We start from the raw sequence: 19,052 nt of genomic DNA, 5'->3' as shown, positions 1-19,052 counted from the left end.
AGCCAGAAACTTACCTATAGGTTAGTTCGATAATGACTCGTTCGCCTTAGTATAATGTTCTGGTTTCAATTGAGATTTGATGATGAGTAGGGTGGTAGCAATCACTCCCGCATCATCGGTAAATCCCAATCCCAAAATGATATCTGGGATTGCATCCACTGGTGAGATAAAATACAGAAGTGCCAAAGCAATGGATGTTTTGGCTGTGAGAGAAGTGTTTTCATCTAACAAACAATAATACATCGCAATGACATCTTTTAAAAAAGGAATTTTCTTTCCTGTTTCTTTGATTTTTTTCCAAAAATTCGTTTTGATAAATTGGAGTTTTTCTTTTTCATCCATAAGTTCTTTATTTTCTAGTACTTACGGTATTAGACGGAATCAAGGTCTTGGAAAAACATTGTAAATTTCAAAACCTTGATTTTTTTAGTGTTTCTTATTTCTTATTTTTAAATTCTTGTTTTGGTTTTCTTTTTAGCATTTCCTCAGCCTTTGAAAAATCTATTGTTGGATATTTTGCTGAGAGTTCTGTCGTACATTCTTTGAATCCAAGATCAGAAACATCCAATCTCCCATCCAGATAACTGAGTGTTCCTGCAAAAATAGGAACCTTCGAACCTTCAGTGGATAGGTTCCAACTTTTTTTATCGGCTAACTTAACACTTCTAGTTTTTCCTCCAGTTGTCCGAATTTGTGCTTCATAGAGAGCATAAACTGTGTTAATGCCGGTAAATAAAAAACATCCGGTAAGAATGTTCGGGTTGTCTTTGTTTCCTGCACCTAAATCAAGGGAGTGGCCAGAGATTTCACTATTGATTAAATCAAAATTCTCTAAAGTTACATTATAGATGGTTTCGGTTCCCGCATTAAAGTTTGCTTTGATAAAGTAAATTGGTTTTTCATTTGGAATTTGTGGGGCAATTTCTTTTTTTGGATCAACAATGTTTAAACTGGTACAATTGGTTAGGCCTAGACCAACAACGCTTAAGATAACTAATATTAGGATTTTTTTCATTGAATACCTTCTTTTTTCTTTTATGTAACACTATAGTAGGTGGTCGTCAAATCAAATTCGAATCTTAATATTGATAATCGATTTATGGAAAGGATTAAAATGAAATTATTTTTCGAAGGTATACTCTCTGGTTAATTTTTCTTGAGCAGATGGGTGTATATTTGTACCCCTGCATAAGTTTTCCTCTGATGGCGAAATCTAAAGATCAACGAAAAAATTTAATTTGGTTCGGAACGGAATTTTGGGAACTTGTGAAGAAATCAGAAAAACGAATGAGAAAAATAATTTTCGCGAGAAGGTCATTCAAAGAATGTGGTGAGGTAGAAATTATTTTTGCAAATTACAGCAAACGAGGTAGATCATGTCCCGTCCCTTCAAAGTATTAGGAATCCAACAAGTTGCAATTGGTGGTGAGTCGAAAGAAAAATTATCCAAGTTTTGGGTAGATGTTATGGGGCTTACTAAAGTTTCTGATTATAAAAGTGAAAAAGAAAACGTGGATGAGGACATTTTGTCCATGGGGAATGGACCTTTTAAGGTTGAGATCGATCTAATGCAACCTATTGATCCAAACAAAAGCCCAAAAGTTCACGACCCAAAATTAAACCATATTGGTCTTTGGATTGATAAATTGGAAGAGTGCGTGGAGTATTTGACAAAGCAAGGAGTCAGATTCACTCCTGGTGGGATCAGAAAAGGAGCAGCCGGATATAACGTTTGTTTCATTCATCCAAAAGGAAATGAGGAATTTCCTCTTTGTAGTGAAGGAGTGCTAGTGGAGTTAGTCCAAGCACCAGAAGATGTAATTAAAGCTTTAGGTTAAGTAACATAAAGAAAGGCAACTGGTCGGTTGATTGCCGTAGGTTGCCTTCGCCAAACAAAGTAAAACTTTTTCGAGGCAAACTCGGGCTTTCCAAACAAACAGCTAGTTACCTTAGATTTTTATCTCTTTTAACCTTCTGTCTTAATCATTTTGTTAGTTTTTATTCCCGTGAGTCCATCGCCAGTATAAATAAGCGACTAAAGCCAAACTGGTAGTGATGATGAATTGTGTTAGGTGGACAACCGTGGCATACACAAGTCCTTCGCCAGGATCACGTCCTACAATGATAAATCCAGAAATGATTGCTGCATGAAACACACCAATTCCGGACGGCGCTGAAGGAATGGCCACTCCCATCCCACCAAGAAACATAAAGAGTAAAGCTTCCGGAAACTGAATAGGCATTCCAATCAGTAAACCTGCAAGATAATAAGAAATCGCATATCCGAAAACCCAGGTGGGTATGGAATAGAGGACTGGTTTAGCTAGTTTGTCACCTTTGAGAAAGGAAGAAAATTCTACCAGATGGTGGTCTAATTTATCTTCATATAACCCAAGTTTGCCGATAAATCCAAATAACTTTTTTGCAAGCCCACGTAAGGGATCTAAATAATAACGAACTAGAATCAAACCTACAATCATTCCAAAAATGACAAGGGTTGAGAGGAGAAGTAGATTTAAGTTTTTGGATTGTCCTAGTCCCATATAAAATAGGGCAGCAGCACCAATGATTACAACGGAACCAAGATCCATCACCTTTTCTAAAAAAATACGACTGAAGAGATGGGTGAGTGGGAGCTCTGTGTCTCGTTTGTTCATAATGAGGCGAACAAGGTCCCCACCTCTGGCAGGAAGAACCATATTGAGACCAACTCCAATGATAGAAGTTGTGAAACTCCCCGAAAAACTAATTTTCTTTTCTAAAAGATGATACCATCGAATTGAAAAAGGAATAAAAGCCCATAAGTTGGAAAGAAAAAGTAATGGGAAAATCCACCAATTGATTTTTCCTTCTAAACGTTCAAATTCAGCAAGATCAAAGTTTTTCGAAAGAAAATAAACAGCAATCCCTGAAACTAAAATTCCAAATATCAATTTTCTCATGTTTTCCTTTTTAACCTGGTGGCCAGTTCATATGGCGACCACCTAGCAGATGAAAGTGGATGTGGTGTACGGTTTGTCCGCCAAAATTTCCACAGTTATTGACCAGTCGATATCCCTTTTCAGCGATTCCATTTTGTTTCGCCACTTTAGGAATGATATGAAAGATTTCTTTTAAGATTTCTGGATCCAAATCTCCAATTTCGTTCATATTCGAAATATGGACTTTGGGAATGACGAGGACGTGAAAAGGGGCTTGAGGAGTAATATCATGAAACACTAAAATGTTTTCTGATTCATATTCCTTTTTACTTGGAATTTCTCCGCTGACAATTTTACAGAAAAGACAATTTTCCATATTAAACTTTCTCCTTAGAAAATACAAGTGATGCAGCACCTAAGGCTCCGGATAAACTTCCGCCCGGTCCGATTTTTAATCTCTCATTTAACACGGGAAAGATTGTAGATCGAATTTCCGCCTCTAAGGTTTTTCCAAATAAACCATAGGATTTTGTGATTCCACCTACGAATACAACGGCTTCCGGATTTAGTAATTGGATTGCATTCCTAACTGAATGCGCTAAGGCCAAGGTTCCAAAATGTAAAACTTCTTCGGCAATTGGATCTTTGTTTTGGATCAATTGGAAAAAATCTTTACCACTATTCAATTTGATTTTTGTTTTTTCCGCATAACGATTGATAAATCCTTTTGTCGAAAAATAACTTTCTACACAACCACGGACTCCACAACCACAAAGCGCTCCACCAATGACCGCAGTGGTATGGCCAATTTCGATTCCATTGCCAAGATAACCGGAATATAGAATTCCTTTGTCGACAAATCCACCACCAACTCCGGTTCCTAAGGTAATGATGAGTTGCGATTCTGTATTTTTATAAGATCCGAAGTAGGCTTCACCAAGCGCAGCACAGTTGGCATCATTTTCATACCAAACGGGAAGGGAAAATTCAGTTTTTAATTCTTCTTTGAGTGAGAGGTTTTTTAGGCCTTTCATATTGGCACTAGAAATCAGAATTCCTTTTTCATTGTCCAAGGGACCTGGAGATCCAACCCCAATCCCATTTGCGTTTGGAACCAATGGACGGATGGTATCTTTTAAGATTTTTAAAAAACTTTCATTGTTTAGATTTTCAGGAGTGGGGGAAACTATGGATTTTAATTCCTTTCCCGATTCATCGAAAAGGTTAGCTCGAATGCTTCCTCCGCCGATATCCACTCCGATGGCCAAACCCAAACTCATTCTCCCTTAATGACCTGGTCGAATTTCCCGTTTTTCATTTCATAAACGGTTTGGGCATCGAAGGCAAGTTTCATATCATGAGTTACAAGAATGATGGAATGGTTTCGTTTGTTGTATTCATTTAGGAGGAGTTGGACTAAATAACTATTTTCCGGATCTAAGTCTCCAGATGGTTCATCTGCAAATAAAATGGCTGGATCATTGATAAGGGAACGTGCAATGGCAGCTTTTTGAATTTGCCCACCGGATAATGTGCGAGGAAGGGAATTTTGTATATCACCTAACTTTAAATGTTCGATCAAATAATCGCATTTACGAATGTAGTCATCATTTGAGAACTTACGGGTAAAAAGAGCAGGTAAGAGAATGTTTTCTTTGATGGTTAGATTTCCCACAAGTTCTGAAAATTGGAAAACGAGTCCTAGGTCGCGGGCTCGAATTTCTGCTAGTTCTTGTTTGGAAATTTGGGAAAGTTTGATTTGGTCATAAAGAATGTCTCCTTCAGAGGGTGAGAGCATTCCTGTCAGCATAGAAAGTAAAGTGGTTTTGCCAGATCCAGATGGCCCAATGATGGCAACATAGTCACCTTGGTTCACATCGAAACTTACGGAACTGACTGCTTCGTCTTTGCCAAATCGTTTGGTTAGGCTGTGGACACGGAGTAACATTATTTTTGTCTCCGAATGGATTTATAAGGATCAATATAAGAACTGATTCCAATTGTGGGAACAGAAACTAAAAAACCAAGTGCGATAAAGAGAACCAAACAAGAAAAAACGGATTTGAGTTCACTAAAGATTCCGAAGTCGGGTGGTGGATTCAAAACCCCTAGATTGATGATGATTGCCAGTAGGAAACTGGGAAGAAATAGGAAAAATAAGGACAAGGAGTGTAGCCAAATACAACCGAGTCGGTTCCCACCAATGGCCATCATCACTCCAATGTCACCCAGACCATGAAGGCAATGGAAGAAAAATAAAGTCATCAGAGCAAAACTTGTAGAATAAAAAAGAATCTGCGGAGATTGGTCAAAGGAAACGATACTAGTAAGGGACACACCTCCGTACAAATGGAAGTGAATCCTGATAGCGAGTAAAAAGAATGTAAAAACCAGGGCTCCGGCGAGGCCATAGGCCATCGAATAGAGTCGATCTCGGAAGAGAAGGCGAAGAGCAAACGAAATGTAGGTGAGTTGTATCACTTCCAGGACAGAATTGACGTAAGACTCTTTTTTACCAACTAAAATAGGAAAATAGGAAGTAATCGAATTTGGCATTTTTTATCTTTGTGGGAGCAGCAGTGATTATGCTCGGGTTTCTTTTGACCTTCATCGTGGGGCAAAGAAGGGATAGTTATGCCAAGGCTTTGAGTCTCGCCACTCTCGGGAATTTTCTGGATGCAAGGGCCCTTGTTCGGGAAAAACTCGAAGAAGACCACCAAAACCCCTATGGTCACTATGTGATGGCAAAGATTTATGCCATGGAGAATGACCCCTTAAACGAAGCCAAACACCTCGAAATCATTAAAAAGAACAACCGGTATACGAAAGAAATCGATTCTGTAACGGTTTCCAACCGCATTGCTGATATCTATTATAACAAAGATTTTTTTGAGGAAGCCTTCTTTCATTATTTGGACACCCTCCAAGCCGATCGTTCCAATCCCATTGCTTGCCTTCGTCTGGGATTTATGGCCCTTGGCCAAAAAGAATTTAAAATAGCGGAACATTTTTTCTCACGTGTTCCAGAAGAAAAAATCAACCTTTCTTCTTACTTCATTGCTCGCGGTGTGATCTCTGGAGTGACCGGTGGGGGAAAGGAAAGAGAATATTTTGAAAAGGCATACAAACTAGAAAAGTCTCCCGTCTCTGGATTTTTATATGCGCTTTCTCTTTCCCGTGAAAACAAACACAAGGATGCTGTGAAAACCGCGGTGGCCATCAGCGAACAGATAGAAGACGAGTTTGTTCGTTTTACTTTGTTTCAGTTTTTAATGACAGAAGCCATCCTTATGCAAAATTTTCCAGAAGCCTTGAAGTATGGAAGGTTGTGTATGGAAATGGCAAGGCTCAATGCCTGGCCGAGTGAAATCATTGAAACAAGCATCCACTTTGCAATGATTACTGTGTATATGGGTAGGCTTGATGATGCTTCTGAATATTTGATCGAAGCGGAAGCGGAAAGATTGGATGATCCTGATGTGGTGGCTCTTGCAAATTTAAAATATAGATTGGAACGAGGGACAGGGACTGTCGAGTCACTCACACATGAGTATGATCTATCACGGGAACTCAATTTACTTTCAGTGAACTTATTTCCTAACTCAAGATACTTTGAACTGAGTGGGATGCGTTCTTCCAAACCATTTAATATCAAAGGAATGGTGGATGATGCGGGAAAAAAACTAACATCCAAATTGGATATGTTGGGTCTTGATAAATTTGAAAAGTTTATTAGCCTTCCTGGAACTAATTTCAAAAACCAAGCCACTCGTATGGTGATGAGTATGGGTTATCGTGTTACAAAAGAAATGTCTAATCCAGAAGCCGACGGGGTGAATTTACTTGCTTCTTCCAAGGAAGATGTAAATAAAAGAGCACTCTTCCGAGTTCGTAAATGGAAGGATGCAAAAGTATCTGATGTATTCTTACGCGAAATGACAAACCAAATGGAAGAGTTAGGTGCCTCCAAAGGTTATGTGATTGGAAACTTTGATGTCACCGAAGCAGGTAAAAAAATCATCGCAGCTAGTAACGGCGCTCTTGAGATGTATAGTGGGGATTTGTTTGAAGACCTTCTCAACAAAACAATGTAATGAAATCATACTTAAAACAAATTTGTTTTTTTCTCCTGGTTTTTAGCTTTTCGTATCATTGCCAAATCCAAACACCTGGTTCCGGATCGAGGGATTCTAAAGTAACAACACAATTGGAAACTAAGGAAGGAACTCTCTCGAAGGCCCGAGATTCCAAAGAATTTCATTGCCCCATCCCCTTGACCTTAGGAAAGGTTTATGGAACCTCCATTTCTAAATTTGACCAAACTGTCATTCTATCGGAACTTAAAATTTTACTAGCGGATCTTTGTTTGGGTGAGTTTGTCCATCTCCTGACCCTTGTCCATCCCGTGAAAGGTTTGTATGTGGATGCCAAAGGTTACTGGACGGTGGAGGAAGTAAAAGCGGATTTGAAAGATCCCAATGGTTATTTCCAGGTTTATTATTTTGATTTAGAGAAATTGGATATCAAAAAAGGAAGTTCTGGAAATTTAACTGTCCGCGATGTGTTTTTAGCAGCAAAACAAGTGTCAGTTGATTTTTATGTAGGTTCCAGTGAAGAAGTGGAAGTGAAGTTTCGATTTTTAGAAAACCCAAAACTAGAAAGGTATTTGATCAATCCTAGTTTTGTCAAAGCGGAGGGGAAATGGTATCTCCTCCGTATGTTTTAATTTATCTAGTTCCTGTGATTACTTGTTTGACGATTTCCGAAGCGGTAGCAAGTGGATTTAGTTTTTTTGCATCTGCAACTTGTTTGGTAGCAGTTTTTTCATCAAACCCAAGTTGAATTAGTGCAAGGGTTGCTAAATCTGTTTCCCTATCTTCCGATTCTGTTTTTGTGGATTCATCATTTAAAAAGGTTTCTAACTTTTTTAAATTTTGTTTGATTTCAAAAAGAATTTTTTCTGAGGTTTTGCCTTTGACTTTTGGAATTTTTTCCAAAGTTTTTCGATCATCTTCTTTCGCAATTTTATACAAATCATCGGCATGAAAAAAAGATAAAATTTTGAGTGCGGTGAGTTCACCAATTCCGTGAAGTGATTTGATGAGTTGGAAAAGTTCTCGGTCTTTCCTTGTGGAAAATCCAAACAGACGTTCCCCGCGATCGGTGATGGAATGAAAGATATGTAAAAAGATTTCTTCTTTCATTTTGTCTTTGCATTCTAAATGCAAAGGAAAAGGAATATGAACTTCATACCCAACACCAGCCACATCCAGGACAAGATGGTCCATTTCCAGTTGAATTAATTTTCCGCGTAAACTTGCAATCATCCCTTTGGTTCCACTTCCAGAATCTAAAATCCCACCGGTTTGACCACCAATCTTTTTATCCTCGGATCACAATGCGTAAATCCGTTCATTCGAAACTTTGAAACTCTGATCTTAAAAAAAGAAAAGGAGGTTGAGTTTTTTAAAAAAATTTAGTAAAACCTTTGTGGTGAAACGAATTCGGATCTCAAAACATCCTCATCTGGCTCAGTATCTAACTCTGGCAGATCTCTTTAAAAATTTACCGCATACGGTCCTTCGTGAACTGAAGGAAAATACAGTTAGGGAATTTTTAGTGGGTGGGGAAGTATTATTTGAGGAAAATTCCGATGGAAATGATTTGTACATTCTAGCTGCTGGAAAACTACGTTATGAAAAACGCAGGTCAGATGGTTCTGTTCGTGATGTGGGAGAATTCAAACGCCTTGATATCATTGGGGAACTAAGTCTCATCACTGGGGAAAAACGTTCCGCAACCGTCAAAGCCATCCGCGATTCGGAACTCATTCGTGTTCCTAGGGACATTGCTCTTTCCATCCTTCTCAAATACCCAGAAAGCCTTTTACAAATTACCAAAATCATCGCCGAACGGCTGGCACATGCCAAAACAGAAAACAAAGGATTTGTTCCTATTTCTCGAACGTTTTCAGTTCTTTCGGCCTTAACCAAAGATAGTTTGGATGAAATCATTCATAAATTGGGCCTCGTGTTTTTGCGGTATGGATCGTTTTGTGTGGTGGATGAAACATTTTTTCTGGAACGAACGAGCGAGTTACAGACGTTAGAGGAAAAAGACCGCGAACCATGGATCATTCGTTTTTTTTCCCAACTGGAGGCGGAGTTTGATTATGTTTTCTATTTATTAGAAGATAAAAAAGATGTTTCCGCTTGGATGAGGAGAGCCCTTCGCCAATCCGATACCATTTTATACATTAAGGATGCAAACTCTAATCCAGATTGTATCCATTTAGAATCTATTTTAGATCCCAAACAATTCAAAGAGATCAATCATGTTTTAATTCTCCTCCAACCTGACCCAGTGGTAGTGATTCCAGGAACCATTAGACATTTACACAAAAGAAAGTTTAACCATCATTATCATGTGCATTTGGATAGACTCGACACTTGGGAACGGTTGGGTCGGGGACTCCTTGGAAAATCCATTGGGCTTTCTCTGGGTGGTGGGGGTGCCAAAGGTTTTGCTCATTTGGGAGTTCTTTCTGCCATTGAGGAACACCAAATTCCTATCGATATGGTTTCAGGAACCAGTGCTGGATCTATTTTTGCAGCCCTCATTGCTATGGGAGAAACAAGCGCTGGTAGTAAAGAAAAAGCAAAAGCATTTTGGATCTCCAAAGACCTGTTAAACGAATATACGGTTCCTGTTTTATCTCTCACAACAGGAAAAAAATACACTGAGGCCATTCGTCAATTTTTTGGATCCATTCAAATCGAAGATTTGTGGATTCCTTATTATGCCATCTCCACTGATCTTTCCCATTCGGAAATTCATGTTCACGATAGAGGAGATTTATGGAAAGCCATTCGTGCGAGTACATCCATTCCCGGAGTGGTTCCTCCCTTCATTGATGATGGAGTGGTGTATGTGGATGGAGGGGTTTTGGATAATGTTCCTGGGATCACTCTGAAAGAACGCGGTGCGGGAAAAATCATTTCGGTCGATGTGTTCGGGGACATTTATCCGGACCAAGACAAAGAACTCTGCACTTATTTTGATAAAACAAATCCAGGGGTGATGACAAATCCTCTGGTTCAAATTACAAACCTTATCAACTTCAATGAAATTTTAAGACCAAAGTTTCCTCCCATTGGAGATATCATCATTCGTTCGATTTTGGCTTCGAGTCGGGATCGGATCCGACAAACAGAAAAAATCTCCGATTTATTCTTACAAATTCCTACGAACAATTTTGGACTTTTGGATTGGTTTGCCTATGAACGTTTGATGGAACTTGGATATGTTTCTTCCATCGATAAAATCAAAAGGAGTAAAGAGAAATTTCTAAATCCTTCTTTACAATAAATTCTAAACCTTATCATACAAAGTATGTTTGTGATTTCAAATTATCGTGTGATTTTGGTTGGGTTTATTTTTCTTTTTTTCGGGATAAGTTCACTTTCCTCTCAAAACTTAGATTCGTTAGTTGCATCTGTTTATAATAAACAAGAGACCTTACTCATCCGTAATGAAATTAGAAAACGATTGGGGAACCGAGCAAACGATCCTTCCGTAAAAGAAATTGTCCAATCATTACGGGTTTGGGCAGCTTTTGAATCTATGCCCGCTCCTGAATTTGCCGAAGGGGTCGAAAGGTTTGTTATCTTAAAAGACTATGGATACACATGGGAAGAAACAGAAGAGTTGATTCCTTATTTTATCACAACGAAACCTAACAAAAAAGACATCCCTTATCTTGGAAAATTTTTTAAAGAAACTACTATATCCAAACTTCCCGAAGAAACTGTTCTTGAAATTCTACGCGCCGCGAGAGCCAAACAATGGAGTGGGGCATCTGTTTTTGTGGCTGGTCGTTTGGTGGTTTTGTCTCGTAAAAAACGAGAAAATACAAACCTCACCATCAAAAGTTTGGAGTCCGTCCTTCCCAAACAAATCCAAACACTCAGCGATGAGAAAAAAACAAAATTTCTAAATGATTGGTTTCAGAAGGAAGGACAAAATATAGAACCTAAGGATTGGGAAATTGTAAAAACCGATACCATCCAAGTTCTCAGTGCAAATTCTTCCAAAGATCATTTTCAAAAATCAGAAAGACGCACAGAAATTGTTTGGAATGAACAAGGAGAGTGGGTCACGAAAGAACGTCCAAGACTTGATCCAAACATTCTATTTTTAGAAGAACAAAATACCCCAACTGTCCAAACAACTAACAATGAAAAGGATAAACGTAAGTTAGTGGATCCTATCGGTCGAAATTGGATCGGAACTCCTTATTTGTACGGTGGGTATTCCAAAAGAGGAGTGGATTGTTCTGGACTTACCAAATCGATATTAACCGATTCAAAAATTGGAATGAATGAAAAGTCAATTCCCAGATCCGCCAGAGACCAAGCTCAAATCGGTAAGTCAGTTTCACGCGACAAACAACAAATTGGAAATTTAGTATTTTTCTCTGCATCACCAAACACAAGTAAAATCACTCATGTCGGAATGGTATTAGAAAATGGAAATTTTATCCATGCATCTACGAGTCGTGGTGTGGTCATCCAATCCTTAAACGAAAAGTGGTGGAAGGAAAGATATATCACAGGTCGAGACGTTTTTACAGGAGCTAAATAGATGGCTAAAAAAAGAGCCTTGGTATTGTCAGGTGGTGGAGCGAGAGGTGCCTACCAAGCAGGTGTTCTAAAGTATTTGGAAGAGATCCATTGGAAACCAGATATCATTTGTGGGACATCGGTTGGTGCTATCAATGCTTGTGCCATTGGTTCAGGAATGAATTCCAGCCGCCTCTCTGAATTATGGCTGAAATTAAATCAAAAAAATATTATGCGTTATTCGGTCTGGAATATGTTAAAGGGTTTATTTCGAAGAAAATACTATCCCCTTGTTGAGACTTACCCTTTAAAAAAGTTCATCCATGAACATATGGATTTTACAGCTCTCAATGAATCCAAAACCAAAGTCATCATTTCAGCGGTGAATATCCTCACTTCTGAATTAAAGTTTTTTGAAAATCCTGGTTTGAGAATCGAACATATTTTAGCGTCGTCTGCCATTCCTATGATCTTTCCTTGGCAAATGATTGATGGGGAACCGTATTGGGATGGAGGAGTGATGGCCAATACTCCCATCTTACCTGCGCTTACGCATGAAGCTTCTGAAATTGTTGTGGTTCTTCTTTCTCCTGTGGGAGGAGTGCAAATGATGGAGACACCAGAAACTAAAGACGAAGCCTTAGAAAGGTTATTTGAATTGTATTTACTAGGTTCTTACAGAAGTGTCGAACAAGGATTTGAATACCGAAAGGCTGTGATGCAAGGCCTCACACCAATTGAAAATTTTTTACTGGGACTACGCACACAATTTAAAAATGCAAAGGTTTCTGTCATTGCTCCCAAACGAATGTTAGGTCTCGTGAGCATTCTTAATTTTAAAAAGGAACAAGCGGAAATCCTTCTTCGGCATGGTTACGAAGATGCTAAAGAGCATTTTACTTCGAATCAAAGTTCAAAGTAAAATACTACTATCATGGTTAGTTTCTGGAACTCACCATGATGTAAACGGAATGGGCACTGTATTCAAAGGATTGAGAAAGAGAGTTTGGATCGATCCTAGAATTTCCATATCCGAGTTCACGGATATACGTAACAGAAACAGAAGATTTGGAAGTCACCCAGGAAAATCCTAAACTAAGTCCTTTGTTTCGCGAGTATTCGTTTCTGGGATTGGTTCCCGATCTGGCAGCTTTGTAAATCAAACTGTTGTCACCAGAATTTACCTGCACTTGATTTCCATGTGCATTTTGTAAGTACAAATCAACAGCAGACTCTGTCCAGGAAATTGGTTTTGTATTCGGTTCATTTGTGTAAATACCAGCTAACACGGAGAATGTGTCTGCTAAATAATATTCCATACCCGCCGCAAAGTTGGTAGTTGATACTCTTGTCAGTTCACGGATTTCTGTATCGTTGATGGTATAAGTTACCCTTCTACCAAAGGTGCTAATTTCATCCTGGTTCTTTCTGGATTTGTATCCAGTCGTATGGATCATGTCAAAAGATGCGAGAAAACGTGAGGTAGGAAAAAAAGCGATTCCCAATCGTAATTCTGAGGTTTGTGGGATTGAGGTTGTGAGTTTTGGTTTTTGTGTGAGGACTCCCGCTTCGATGGAGGAAGCCCCATCGCCTGTTCCTTCAATAAAATCAATGGCTGAGGATCCTGGCCTTCTAGTAGAATCAGCATATACTTCATTGTACAACCTGCTCCCTCCAGTAACGAAGGTTCGACGGTAACTCATTCCAAGAGATACTTTTTGGATGGGTTGGTATTGGATTCCGATCACTGGCATAATCCCAGATGTTCTACGGTTGTCCACATAGGAACGCATTACATAACTAAGATCTGAAAATTGTTGGAACTGAGTCCTTGATACTTCTTTTGTATCATTTATATAGTAAAGTGTTGCACCTACGGAAAGTTTATCGGAAAGAAGATATGCAGCACTCGGACCGACTAGCAGTTGGTTGTATCTTTCTTTTGTATAGTTTCTTGTGGAATTGATCGAAGGAGAAACCAGTGGGTAGTTGACTTGGTCCACTCGATTGTAAGAATAATTGTAAGTATTGACAATGGAAAACGCAAATTTCCAACGATCAAAATTCTTTAACAATCCAATGAAGTTTGGGTCAAAACCTTGGTGGGTTTGGTTATACACTTGGCCTGGTGTATCAATATTGATATAACTTCGCTTAATATCTTTGAAATTGCTCGCAGAAATAGAAATTCCATCATTATAAGTAAAACCAAGACCTGCCGGATTGTAATAAGCACCTGACGGGTCATCGGCGATGGCGGTAAAGGCACCACCGAGACCTGCGGCTCTTTCTCCATAAAATCCTTGGATGTTATGAAAAGGTTCCGAAGAAAAAAGGAAACTTGGAGTCAGGAGTAATGAGGTAAGTAGTATTTTGTATGTTTTCATTTGGTATTTTTATTATGATTAAAGTTGGTAAATGGTATTGGTTCCAGATGGTATTAGTATGTAGACTTCATTGCCGCTAGCATTGATTGTATAACGCCAAATAACAGATGTGGCTACTTGGTCTGCATCTCCGTAAAAATCTACGTAATATACAGGGCCACCACTATTGACATTATTAAAAAACTCCCCCCATCCGATATATTCGTCAGGAAAATCATTTGGATCCACTCCAGCTGGCATAATCACATAAGCATCGTATTCAGTAAATCCGATGGCAACTCCAATCCCACCACCACCAGAAGGTAAAGGCGAAGTCGTAAAATCTACGAATACATCCCATTCGAATTTGTAGGCATTGGCTCCTGTTTCATAAAACTCGCCATAGATATCATAATCAAAGTAACCGAGTTCCTCGTATTCATCATTCGAGTTATCATTCAAATCATAATAATCTACTGCAAAATATCCAGTGTCTCCATTTTCATCATAGGTTTCTTCTAAGTAATATTCGTATCCTATGTTGTTGTCTATGTATTCTGTGGTTACATATCCACCAAAATCATTGGTTTTTCCTTTGACTGAGGTTGTCACCTTATCGCCAGAACTATCGTAAACATTACTATAACTTAGAGTTACACAATTGTTTGTGTTGGCATTTGTATCATTATCACATTCTTCAAAGGTAAACCTTGTTGTGGATTTGTCTGTGCTGCCAGAAGCCGTTGTGACTTGTTTGATATTGAGAATGGCTTTGTCTTTTTTACCTGCTTGGGTGATGTAAGTGATAGATGCTTCTACACTAAGAGAGATCCCAAACACCTTTAAGGAACGAGTGATGGAGCTGAAAATTTTTGATTTATCCGTTTTAAATTTTAAACTTTTTTGAAATTTGTTATTAGCGGGGCAGGGTTGAGGAGTTCCTATGGATTCTGCAAACGAATAGGAAATTTCTGCGTCATATTCGTTATTAGAAAGTGTTTTGTACACCATGGCTGGGGTTGGTACAGATTGTCCAATAGTGGGCAAGATTCCTTCATTTTGTAAGCTAACAAGTTCTCCTCTCGCTTCATTTGCACTGAGTCCTAGTCGTTCTATTCCTTGAAGAAACTCGTCCTCCATAGATTGTGTGATTCGAACTGTCGAGTTTCCACCGGGAATACAAACACCTGGACTTGCTTTAGCAATTCCATAAGCACCGCTGATGAGAACTAAATCTCTTTTAGAATCTCGAAGAATTTCAGAAACAATGGAAGTTCCTTCTGTTAGGAAAGCTTGTCCTGTGAACCCATAATCAAATGTGTCCTGGGCAATTCCTTTGGAAACCGAATGGCTTTTTTTGGTTTTGGATTCTTTTTGAAAGGATTTACCGAAGGAGGATCCAAGACCCGAAGAAGGTTTGCGAATGGAACGAGGAACCGCAACACTTAGATTGGAAGGGAGTTCCGAATTGATATTAGAATTGAATAGATTTCTGACAAGAAAACGAGTCACCAATGCAGAGAGTGAATTACTTTCATCTTTTTCTTTTTTACAGCTGGTAAAGGTAAAGAAACATAAAACAAATATTAGAAGAAGGTGATGCATCACGCGTTCATTTCAAGAATGCGAAAGGAAATGTCAATTCTAAAGTCTTTATATAAAAAAAGAGTATTCAAGTTGTGAGTGGAAAACATAATTTATTGCATGAGAGCACTATCTCACACCTTTTTGTTTCTTTTATTAGCACAAACACTGATAGCCAAGGGCAATGTATACGTACAAAGCACAAAGGCGAAACTACTTTCCCAACCAAAACTCAGTGCCGATGGGTATCCATTGCAACTGGGAGACGTTCTATCACCTGTCAGTGAACAAGGACTTTTTGTTCAGGTAAGAGCTGAGAATCGATCGGGTTGGGTGTCCAAACTGTTTGTTTCACCTCTTCCGCCGGGAAACCAAATCAAATTAGGTGTAACTTCCAATTCTTCTGAGGCAGTGGTCGCAAGACAAAGAGCCTCTGACTTTACAAAAACGGCAGCGGCTCGAGGCCTTTCGGAAACGCAAAAGATGAGAGTTCGAGGAGAGGGAGATCTTTACGATTTTGAATCTTTACGTTGGATGGAGTCTGTTTCTTTTGTAAGTGCAGAAACTCAAACGGTGAAAACTTCTTCCAAAGATGAAAGTTTAAATATTAAGGAAGTCGCGTATTCGAATGAAAATTTAGAGGTTCTTCGAGAAACCAAAGCAGAAGTAAAAGTAGGCCGATCGCTCGCGGCTCGTTTGTTAAAAAAATACCCATTAGTGAAAGACGCTGAACTGACCGGTTATTTAAACACTATAACTTCTCGTTTGGCTTCTGTATCTTCCCGAAAAGATTTAAGTTTTCGTGTTGGTGTGATTGAATCTCCAGAGGTTAACGCCTTCGCTTGCCCCGGTGGTTTTGTATTTTTAACAACGGGAACATTAAAAAAAATCCAAACGGAGTCAGAACTTGCAGGAGTGATTGGTCATGAAATGGGGCATATTGTTTTGTTTCATAATGGAGAGTTCAAACAATCAAATTTATTTTTGGACATTCTGTCCGGGCTATTGTCGCCGCCAGGTGGAGAAGTAGTGAATGCGGCTACTTCCACTCTACTAGATGAAATGGAAAAACAACTTTTTGAAACAGGAAGAGATATGAAATTGGAATTGGAAGCGGATGAAGCCGCTGTTGGTCTAACGAGCCAAGTGGGATATTCGCCCATTGGACTTTCCAGTTTTTTAAACACAATTTCAAAATCAGAAGGCACTGAATCTTTAAAAAAAACACATCCTGATACAACCATTCGCATCGCCAAATTAGTGTATTTCGAATCAACATCATCCGCAGAAAATACGCCTTTTGTTAAAGACCGTTGGAGCGAATTCAAATCTAAACTTAAACCATGAAACAAAAAAAATATCTATTCCCCTTTTTTCTAATGGTTCTAGTTCCGGGAACCATTCTTGGGCTTATTTCTTTATTCGGTTTTTCTAATACTTTAAATCGAAAATTATCGGATTCTTTATTTCATTTACTTCCATCTCATCATAAGTTTACAAAAGACATTGTTATCATTGATATTGATGAACAAAGTATTGCAAAGTATGCCGATCATCCTGAACTGGGGCAGTGGCCTTGGAAAAGAAATATATATCCAACAATCATTGGTTATACCAAACTCATCACTCCGCCGAAAATCACCATCATTGACATTATGTTTACGGAAAGATCAGACTATGATGAAGCATTGGTTGCCGCAAACTTAAGTTTAGGCGAGATTTCCCATGCCGCTAATTTTCGAGATGGAGGGATTGTGATTCCGAGAAAGGGAGACGAGATTCTCTCTGAAAGATTCAATGTTCCCTTACCGGAAAATTCTCCATTTCCGAGTTATGAAAATGCATCGTTTCCAATTGGTGAAGTTGGAATTACCGCCCCAATGTTACATGTGGTGAATGTGATTCCTGATAGTGATGGAATCCTTCGAAGGTTTACTCCTTTCATTCGTTGGAAAAATAACCATTTCCCAACGCTCGCCTTGCAGGCATTTGTTTCTGGGAAACCATACGAAACAGAATGGGAAAATGGAGTTTTTACAATCCAGAAAGATGGAATCAAAAGGGAAGTTCCCTTAGGAAAAGATGGCCTTGTTCGTGCCTATTTTTATACCGAAGAAGAAATTAGAAACATCCCTCGTTACTCTGCTGCTGGAATTATAGAATCTTTAAATCAATTGAATTCTAGCGAAGTGGACGACCCAGAAAAACTTTTAGTTCCCCCAACACTTTTTGAAGACAAAATCGTTTTGATTGGAACCTCTGCAGCTTCTACTCATGATGATGTGGTCACTCCCTACGGACTTTTTCCTGGTGTGATTGGACAGGCGGTATTTGCTTCGAACTTAATCGAAGGGCATATGTTGAAAGAACTCCCTGAAATTTGGGGAATTGGTTTTACTTTGTTTATACTATTGATAGGTGTTTTGATTCTTTTTGTCAACCAATGGCATTTTTTAAGAAACATTTATCCAATCCTCGCCATATCTATGTTTGTTGGTTTATTCTATTTTTTATATCGAATGGATTTAGTTTTGGCTAGTTCTCCTTTTATCATTGCCTTTCCTCTTTCCTATTTGATGGGATTTGCTTATCTAACCTATACAGAAGGAAAAGAAAAAAGAAAGTTTAACAATGTTTTACGAAATTTAGTGGATCCGGGTGTTGTGAGTGAAGCTCTCGAAAATATGGAATCTCTGAAAAAGGGAGGGGAATGGGAAATCACTGCCTTTTTTTCTGATGTTGCTGGATTTTCTAGTATCAGTGAAGAACTCAGTGCCAGCGATTTAGCAAGGTTGCTGAATGAATACCTTTCTGCCATGACTAAAATTTTAAAAGTAAACTCTGGAACTTTGGATAAATACATTGGAGATGCTATTGTCGGAATTTTTGGAGCTCCCATTCAAAACAAAGAACATCCAAGGCTTGCTTGTAAAACGGCTCTCGAGATGGTAAACGAACTTGAAGTATTACGATCGGTCTGGAATGAAAAAATGGATTATACTAAAACGGCTCGAGAAATGATTTTTCGTATCGGACTAAACTGTGGACCAGCTAAGGTTGGATTTATGGGAACAGATAGTTTGGCATCTTATACGATGATGGGGGATACAGTCAATTTGGCAGCACGTTTGGAAGCTGCTGCAAAAGATTATGGAACCTCCATCCTTGTCTCTGAAAGTATTGAATCAGTTTGTAAAGATGAATTTCATTTTCGATTTTTAGATTGGATTCGTGTGAAAGGAAAAGAAGCTCCTGTCAAAATTTATAGTTTGGTTTCTTATGTTTCAGAACTCAGACCAGAAGTTTTAGAAGCAGAACAAAAATATGAAGAAGGATTTCGATTTTATTCTAATAGAGAATGGGAAAAGGCTATTAGTTGTTTTGAAAATGTATCAAAAATTTACGGATATAAAGATGTCGCAAGTCATCTTCTTATCAAAAGATGCCAAGCATTGTTCAAAAATCCTCCTGCAGAAGGTTGGGATGGAGTTTTCACAAGAACTACAAAATAACAGAAAAATTTAGAATCTTTTTTATCATTTTTAAAATATTCTAAAAGT

General features: G+C 38.6%; 18 protein-coding genes. 8 read left to right on the top strand and 10 right to left on the bottom strand.

What is annotated here, in order from left to right:
- Positions 1–21: 21 nt before the first annotated feature.
- Complete coding sequence (locus EHQ70_RS04340) at positions 22–342, bottom strand: YkvA family protein (RefSeq protein ID WP_135583826.1); 321 nt, start codon at positions 340–342, stop codon at positions 22–24.
- Between the two features lie 94 nt (positions 343–436).
- A complete protein-coding gene (locus EHQ70_RS04335; protein WP_135583824.1) occupies positions 437–1,015 on the bottom strand; it encodes a hypothetical protein in 579 nt (192 codons plus the stop codon).
- A gap of 361 nt (positions 1,016–1,376) precedes the next feature.
- Between EHQ70_RS04335 and EHQ70_RS04330 the strand changes: the two genes are divergently transcribed.
- Positions 1,377–1,838 carry a VOC family protein gene (locus EHQ70_RS04330; protein WP_135583822.1) on the top strand — a complete coding sequence of 154 codons (462 nt, stop codon included), beginning with the start codon at positions 1,377–1,379 and terminating at the stop codon, positions 1,836–1,838.
- Between the two features lie 153 nt (positions 1,839–1,991).
- Here the strand turns inward: EHQ70_RS04330 and EHQ70_RS04325 are convergent, their stop codons facing one another.
- From EHQ70_RS04325 to EHQ70_RS04305, 5 genes are read right to left on the bottom strand one after another with little or no spacing between them, the layout of a single operon-like run.
- The gene (locus EHQ70_RS04325) at positions 1,992–2,942 is read right to left on the bottom strand and encodes a lysylphosphatidylglycerol synthase transmembrane domain-containing protein (protein WP_135583820.1); all 951 of its coding nucleotides are present in this window, start codon (positions 2,940–2,942) and stop codon (positions 1,992–1,994) included.
- Positions 2,943–2,952: 10 nt separating this feature from the next.
- Positions 2,953–3,297, bottom strand: coding sequence for a histidine triad nucleotide-binding protein (locus tag EHQ70_RS04320; RefSeq protein ID WP_135583818.1), 345 nt, complete (start codon positions 3,295–3,297; stop codon positions 2,953–2,955).
- A gap of 1 nt (position 3,298) precedes the next feature.
- Positions 3,299–4,201, bottom strand: a complete 903-nt coding sequence (locus tag EHQ70_RS04315; RefSeq protein ID WP_425270010.1) for an ROK family protein — start codon at positions 4,199–4,201, stop codon at positions 3,299–3,301.
- A complete protein-coding gene (locus EHQ70_RS04310; protein WP_135583816.1) occupies positions 4,198–4,869 on the bottom strand; it encodes an ABC transporter ATP-binding protein in 672 nt (223 codons plus the stop codon). Before EHQ70_RS04310 ends, EHQ70_RS04315 begins: the two co-directional genes overlap by 4 nt.
- On the bottom strand, positions 4,869–5,477 hold the full coding sequence (locus EHQ70_RS04305) for an ABC transporter permease (protein WP_135583815.1): 609 nt from the start codon (positions 5,475–5,477) through the stop codon (positions 4,869–4,871). The genes EHQ70_RS04310 and EHQ70_RS04305 overlap by 1 nt, the downstream gene beginning before the upstream one ends.
- On the opposite strand from EHQ70_RS04305, the gene EHQ70_RS04300 reads away from it, so the two are divergent.
- Both EHQ70_RS04300 and EHQ70_RS04295 read left to right on the top strand, forming a co-directional pair.
- On the top strand, positions 5,471–7,015 hold the full coding sequence (locus EHQ70_RS04300; RefSeq protein WP_135583813.1) for a tetratricopeptide repeat protein: 1,545 nt from the start codon (positions 5,471–5,473) through the stop codon (positions 7,013–7,015). The two genes, EHQ70_RS04305 and EHQ70_RS04300, sit on opposite strands and share 7 nt — an antisense overlap.
- On the top strand, positions 7,015–7,647 hold the full coding sequence (locus tag EHQ70_RS04295) for a hypothetical protein (protein WP_135583811.1): 633 nt from the start codon (positions 7,015–7,017) through the stop codon (positions 7,645–7,647). The genes EHQ70_RS04300 and EHQ70_RS04295 overlap by 1 nt, the downstream gene beginning before the upstream one ends.
- 1 nt (position 7,648) lies before the next feature.
- On the opposite strand, the gene ruvA is transcribed toward EHQ70_RS04295, so the two are convergent.
- Positions 7,649–8,248 carry a Holliday junction branch migration protein RuvA gene (gene ruvA, locus EHQ70_RS04290; protein WP_135583809.1) on the bottom strand — a complete coding sequence of 200 codons (600 nt, stop codon included), beginning with the start codon at positions 8,246–8,248 and terminating at the stop codon, positions 7,649–7,651.
- A gap of 166 nt (positions 8,249–8,414) precedes the next feature.
- On the opposite strand from ruvA, the gene EHQ70_RS04285 reads away from it, so the two are divergent.
- Genes EHQ70_RS04285 through EHQ70_RS04275 form a run of 3 tightly spaced genes read left to right on the top strand, consistent with a single transcriptional unit; the run spans position 8,415 to position 12,464 of the window.
- Positions 8,415–10,289: a patatin-like phospholipase family protein gene (locus EHQ70_RS04285; RefSeq protein WP_167481694.1), complete on the top strand. Its 1,875-nt coding sequence runs from the start codon at positions 8,415–8,417 to the stop codon at positions 10,287–10,289.
- Positions 10,290–10,313: 24 nt separating this feature from the next.
- Positions 10,314–11,564 carry a C40 family peptidase gene (locus EHQ70_RS04280; protein WP_208729489.1) on the top strand — a complete coding sequence of 417 codons (1,251 nt, stop codon included), beginning with the start codon at positions 10,314–10,316 and terminating at the stop codon, positions 11,562–11,564.
- Entirely contained in the window at positions 11,565–12,464 is a 900-nt protein-coding gene (locus EHQ70_RS04275; protein ID WP_135583807.1) for a patatin-like phospholipase family protein, read from the top strand.
- A gap of 16 nt (positions 12,465–12,480) precedes the next feature.
- Here the strand turns inward: EHQ70_RS04275 and EHQ70_RS04270 are convergent, their stop codons facing one another.
- A complete protein-coding gene (locus EHQ70_RS04270; protein WP_135583805.1) occupies positions 12,481–13,929 on the bottom strand; it encodes an OmpP1/FadL family transporter in 1,449 nt (482 codons plus the stop codon).
- A gap of 18 nt (positions 13,930–13,947) precedes the next feature.
- Positions 13,948–15,513 (bottom strand): hypothetical protein, encoded by a 1,566-nt coding sequence (locus EHQ70_RS04265; protein WP_135583803.1) that lies wholly within the window; start codon positions 15,511–15,513, stop codon positions 13,948–13,950.
- Positions 15,514–15,612: 99 nt separating this feature from the next.
- On the opposite strand from EHQ70_RS04265, the gene EHQ70_RS04260 reads away from it, so the two are divergent.
- Together EHQ70_RS04260 and EHQ70_RS04255 are read left to right on the top strand one after the other, a co-directional pair.
- Complete coding sequence (locus tag EHQ70_RS04260) at positions 15,613–16,839, top strand: M48 family metalloprotease (protein ID WP_135583801.1); 1,227 nt, start codon at positions 15,613–15,615, stop codon at positions 16,837–16,839.
- Entirely contained in the window at positions 16,836–19,004 is a 2,169-nt protein-coding gene (locus tag EHQ70_RS04255; protein ID WP_135583799.1) for an adenylate/guanylate cyclase domain-containing protein, read from the top strand. Before EHQ70_RS04260 ends, EHQ70_RS04255 begins: the two co-directional genes overlap by 4 nt.
- Positions 19,005–19,052: the final 48 nt, after the last annotated feature.

The sequence above is a fragment of the Leptospira congkakensis genome (assembly GCF_004770265.1).
Classification (GTDB): domain Bacteria; phylum Spirochaetota; class Leptospiria; order Leptospirales; family Leptospiraceae; genus Leptospira_A; species Leptospira_A congkakensis.
Note: the sequence above shows the minus strand (reverse complement) of the source record. Positions and strands in the feature narration are given on the sequence as shown.

Excerpts from the sequence above, each read along its gene's own strand:
- EHQ70_RS04340 (WP_135583826.1), bottom strand. The coding sequence starts at position 342 with ATGGATGAAAAAGAAAAACTCCAATTTATCAAAACGAATTTTTGGAAA.
- EHQ70_RS04335 (WP_135583824.1), bottom strand. The coding sequence starts at position 1,015 with ATGAAAAAAATCCTAATATTAGTTATCTTAAGCGTTGTTGGTCTAGGC.
- EHQ70_RS04330 (WP_135583822.1), top strand. The coding sequence starts at position 1,377 with ATGTCCCGTCCCTTCAAAGTATTAGGAATCCAACAAGTTGCAATTGGT.
- EHQ70_RS04325 (WP_135583820.1), bottom strand. The coding sequence starts at position 2,942 with ATGAGAAAATTGATATTTGGAATTTTAGTTTCAGGGATTGCTGTTTAT.
- EHQ70_RS04320 (WP_135583818.1), bottom strand. The coding sequence starts at position 3,297 with ATGGAAAATTGTCTTTTCTGTAAAATTGTCAGCGGAGAAATTCCAAGT.
- EHQ70_RS04315 (WP_425270010.1), bottom strand. The coding sequence starts at position 4,201 with ATGAGTTTGGGTTTGGCCATCGGAGTGGATATCGGCGGAGGAAGCATT.
- EHQ70_RS04310 (WP_135583816.1), bottom strand. The coding sequence starts at position 4,869 with ATGTTACTCCGTGTCCACAGCCTAACCAAACGATTTGGCAAAGACGAA.
- EHQ70_RS04305 (WP_135583815.1), bottom strand. The coding sequence starts at position 5,477 with ATGCCAAATTCGATTACTTCCTATTTTCCTATTTTAGTTGGTAAAAAA.
- EHQ70_RS04295 (WP_135583811.1), top strand. The coding sequence starts at position 7,015 with ATGAAATCATACTTAAAACAAATTTGTTTTTTTCTCCTGGTTTTTAGC.
- ruvA (WP_135583809.1), bottom strand. The coding sequence starts at position 8,248 with ATGATTGCAAGTTTACGCGGAAAATTAATTCAACTGGAAATGGACCAT.
- EHQ70_RS04280 (WP_208729489.1), top strand. The coding sequence starts at position 10,314 with ATGTTTGTGATTTCAAATTATCGTGTGATTTTGGTTGGGTTTATTTTT.
- EHQ70_RS04275 (WP_135583807.1), top strand. The coding sequence starts at position 11,565 with ATGGCTAAAAAAAGAGCCTTGGTATTGTCAGGTGGTGGAGCGAGAGGT.
- EHQ70_RS04270 (WP_135583805.1), bottom strand. The coding sequence starts at position 13,929 with ATGAAAACATACAAAATACTACTTACCTCATTACTCCTGACTCCAAGT.
- EHQ70_RS04265 (WP_135583803.1), bottom strand. The coding sequence starts at position 15,513 with ATGCATCACCTTCTTCTAATATTTGTTTTATGTTTCTTTACCTTTACC.
- EHQ70_RS04260 (WP_135583801.1), top strand. The coding sequence starts at position 15,613 with ATGAGAGCACTATCTCACACCTTTTTGTTTCTTTTATTAGCACAAACA.
- EHQ70_RS04255 (WP_135583799.1), top strand. The coding sequence starts at position 16,836 with ATGAAACAAAAAAAATATCTATTCCCCTTTTTTCTAATGGTTCTAGTT.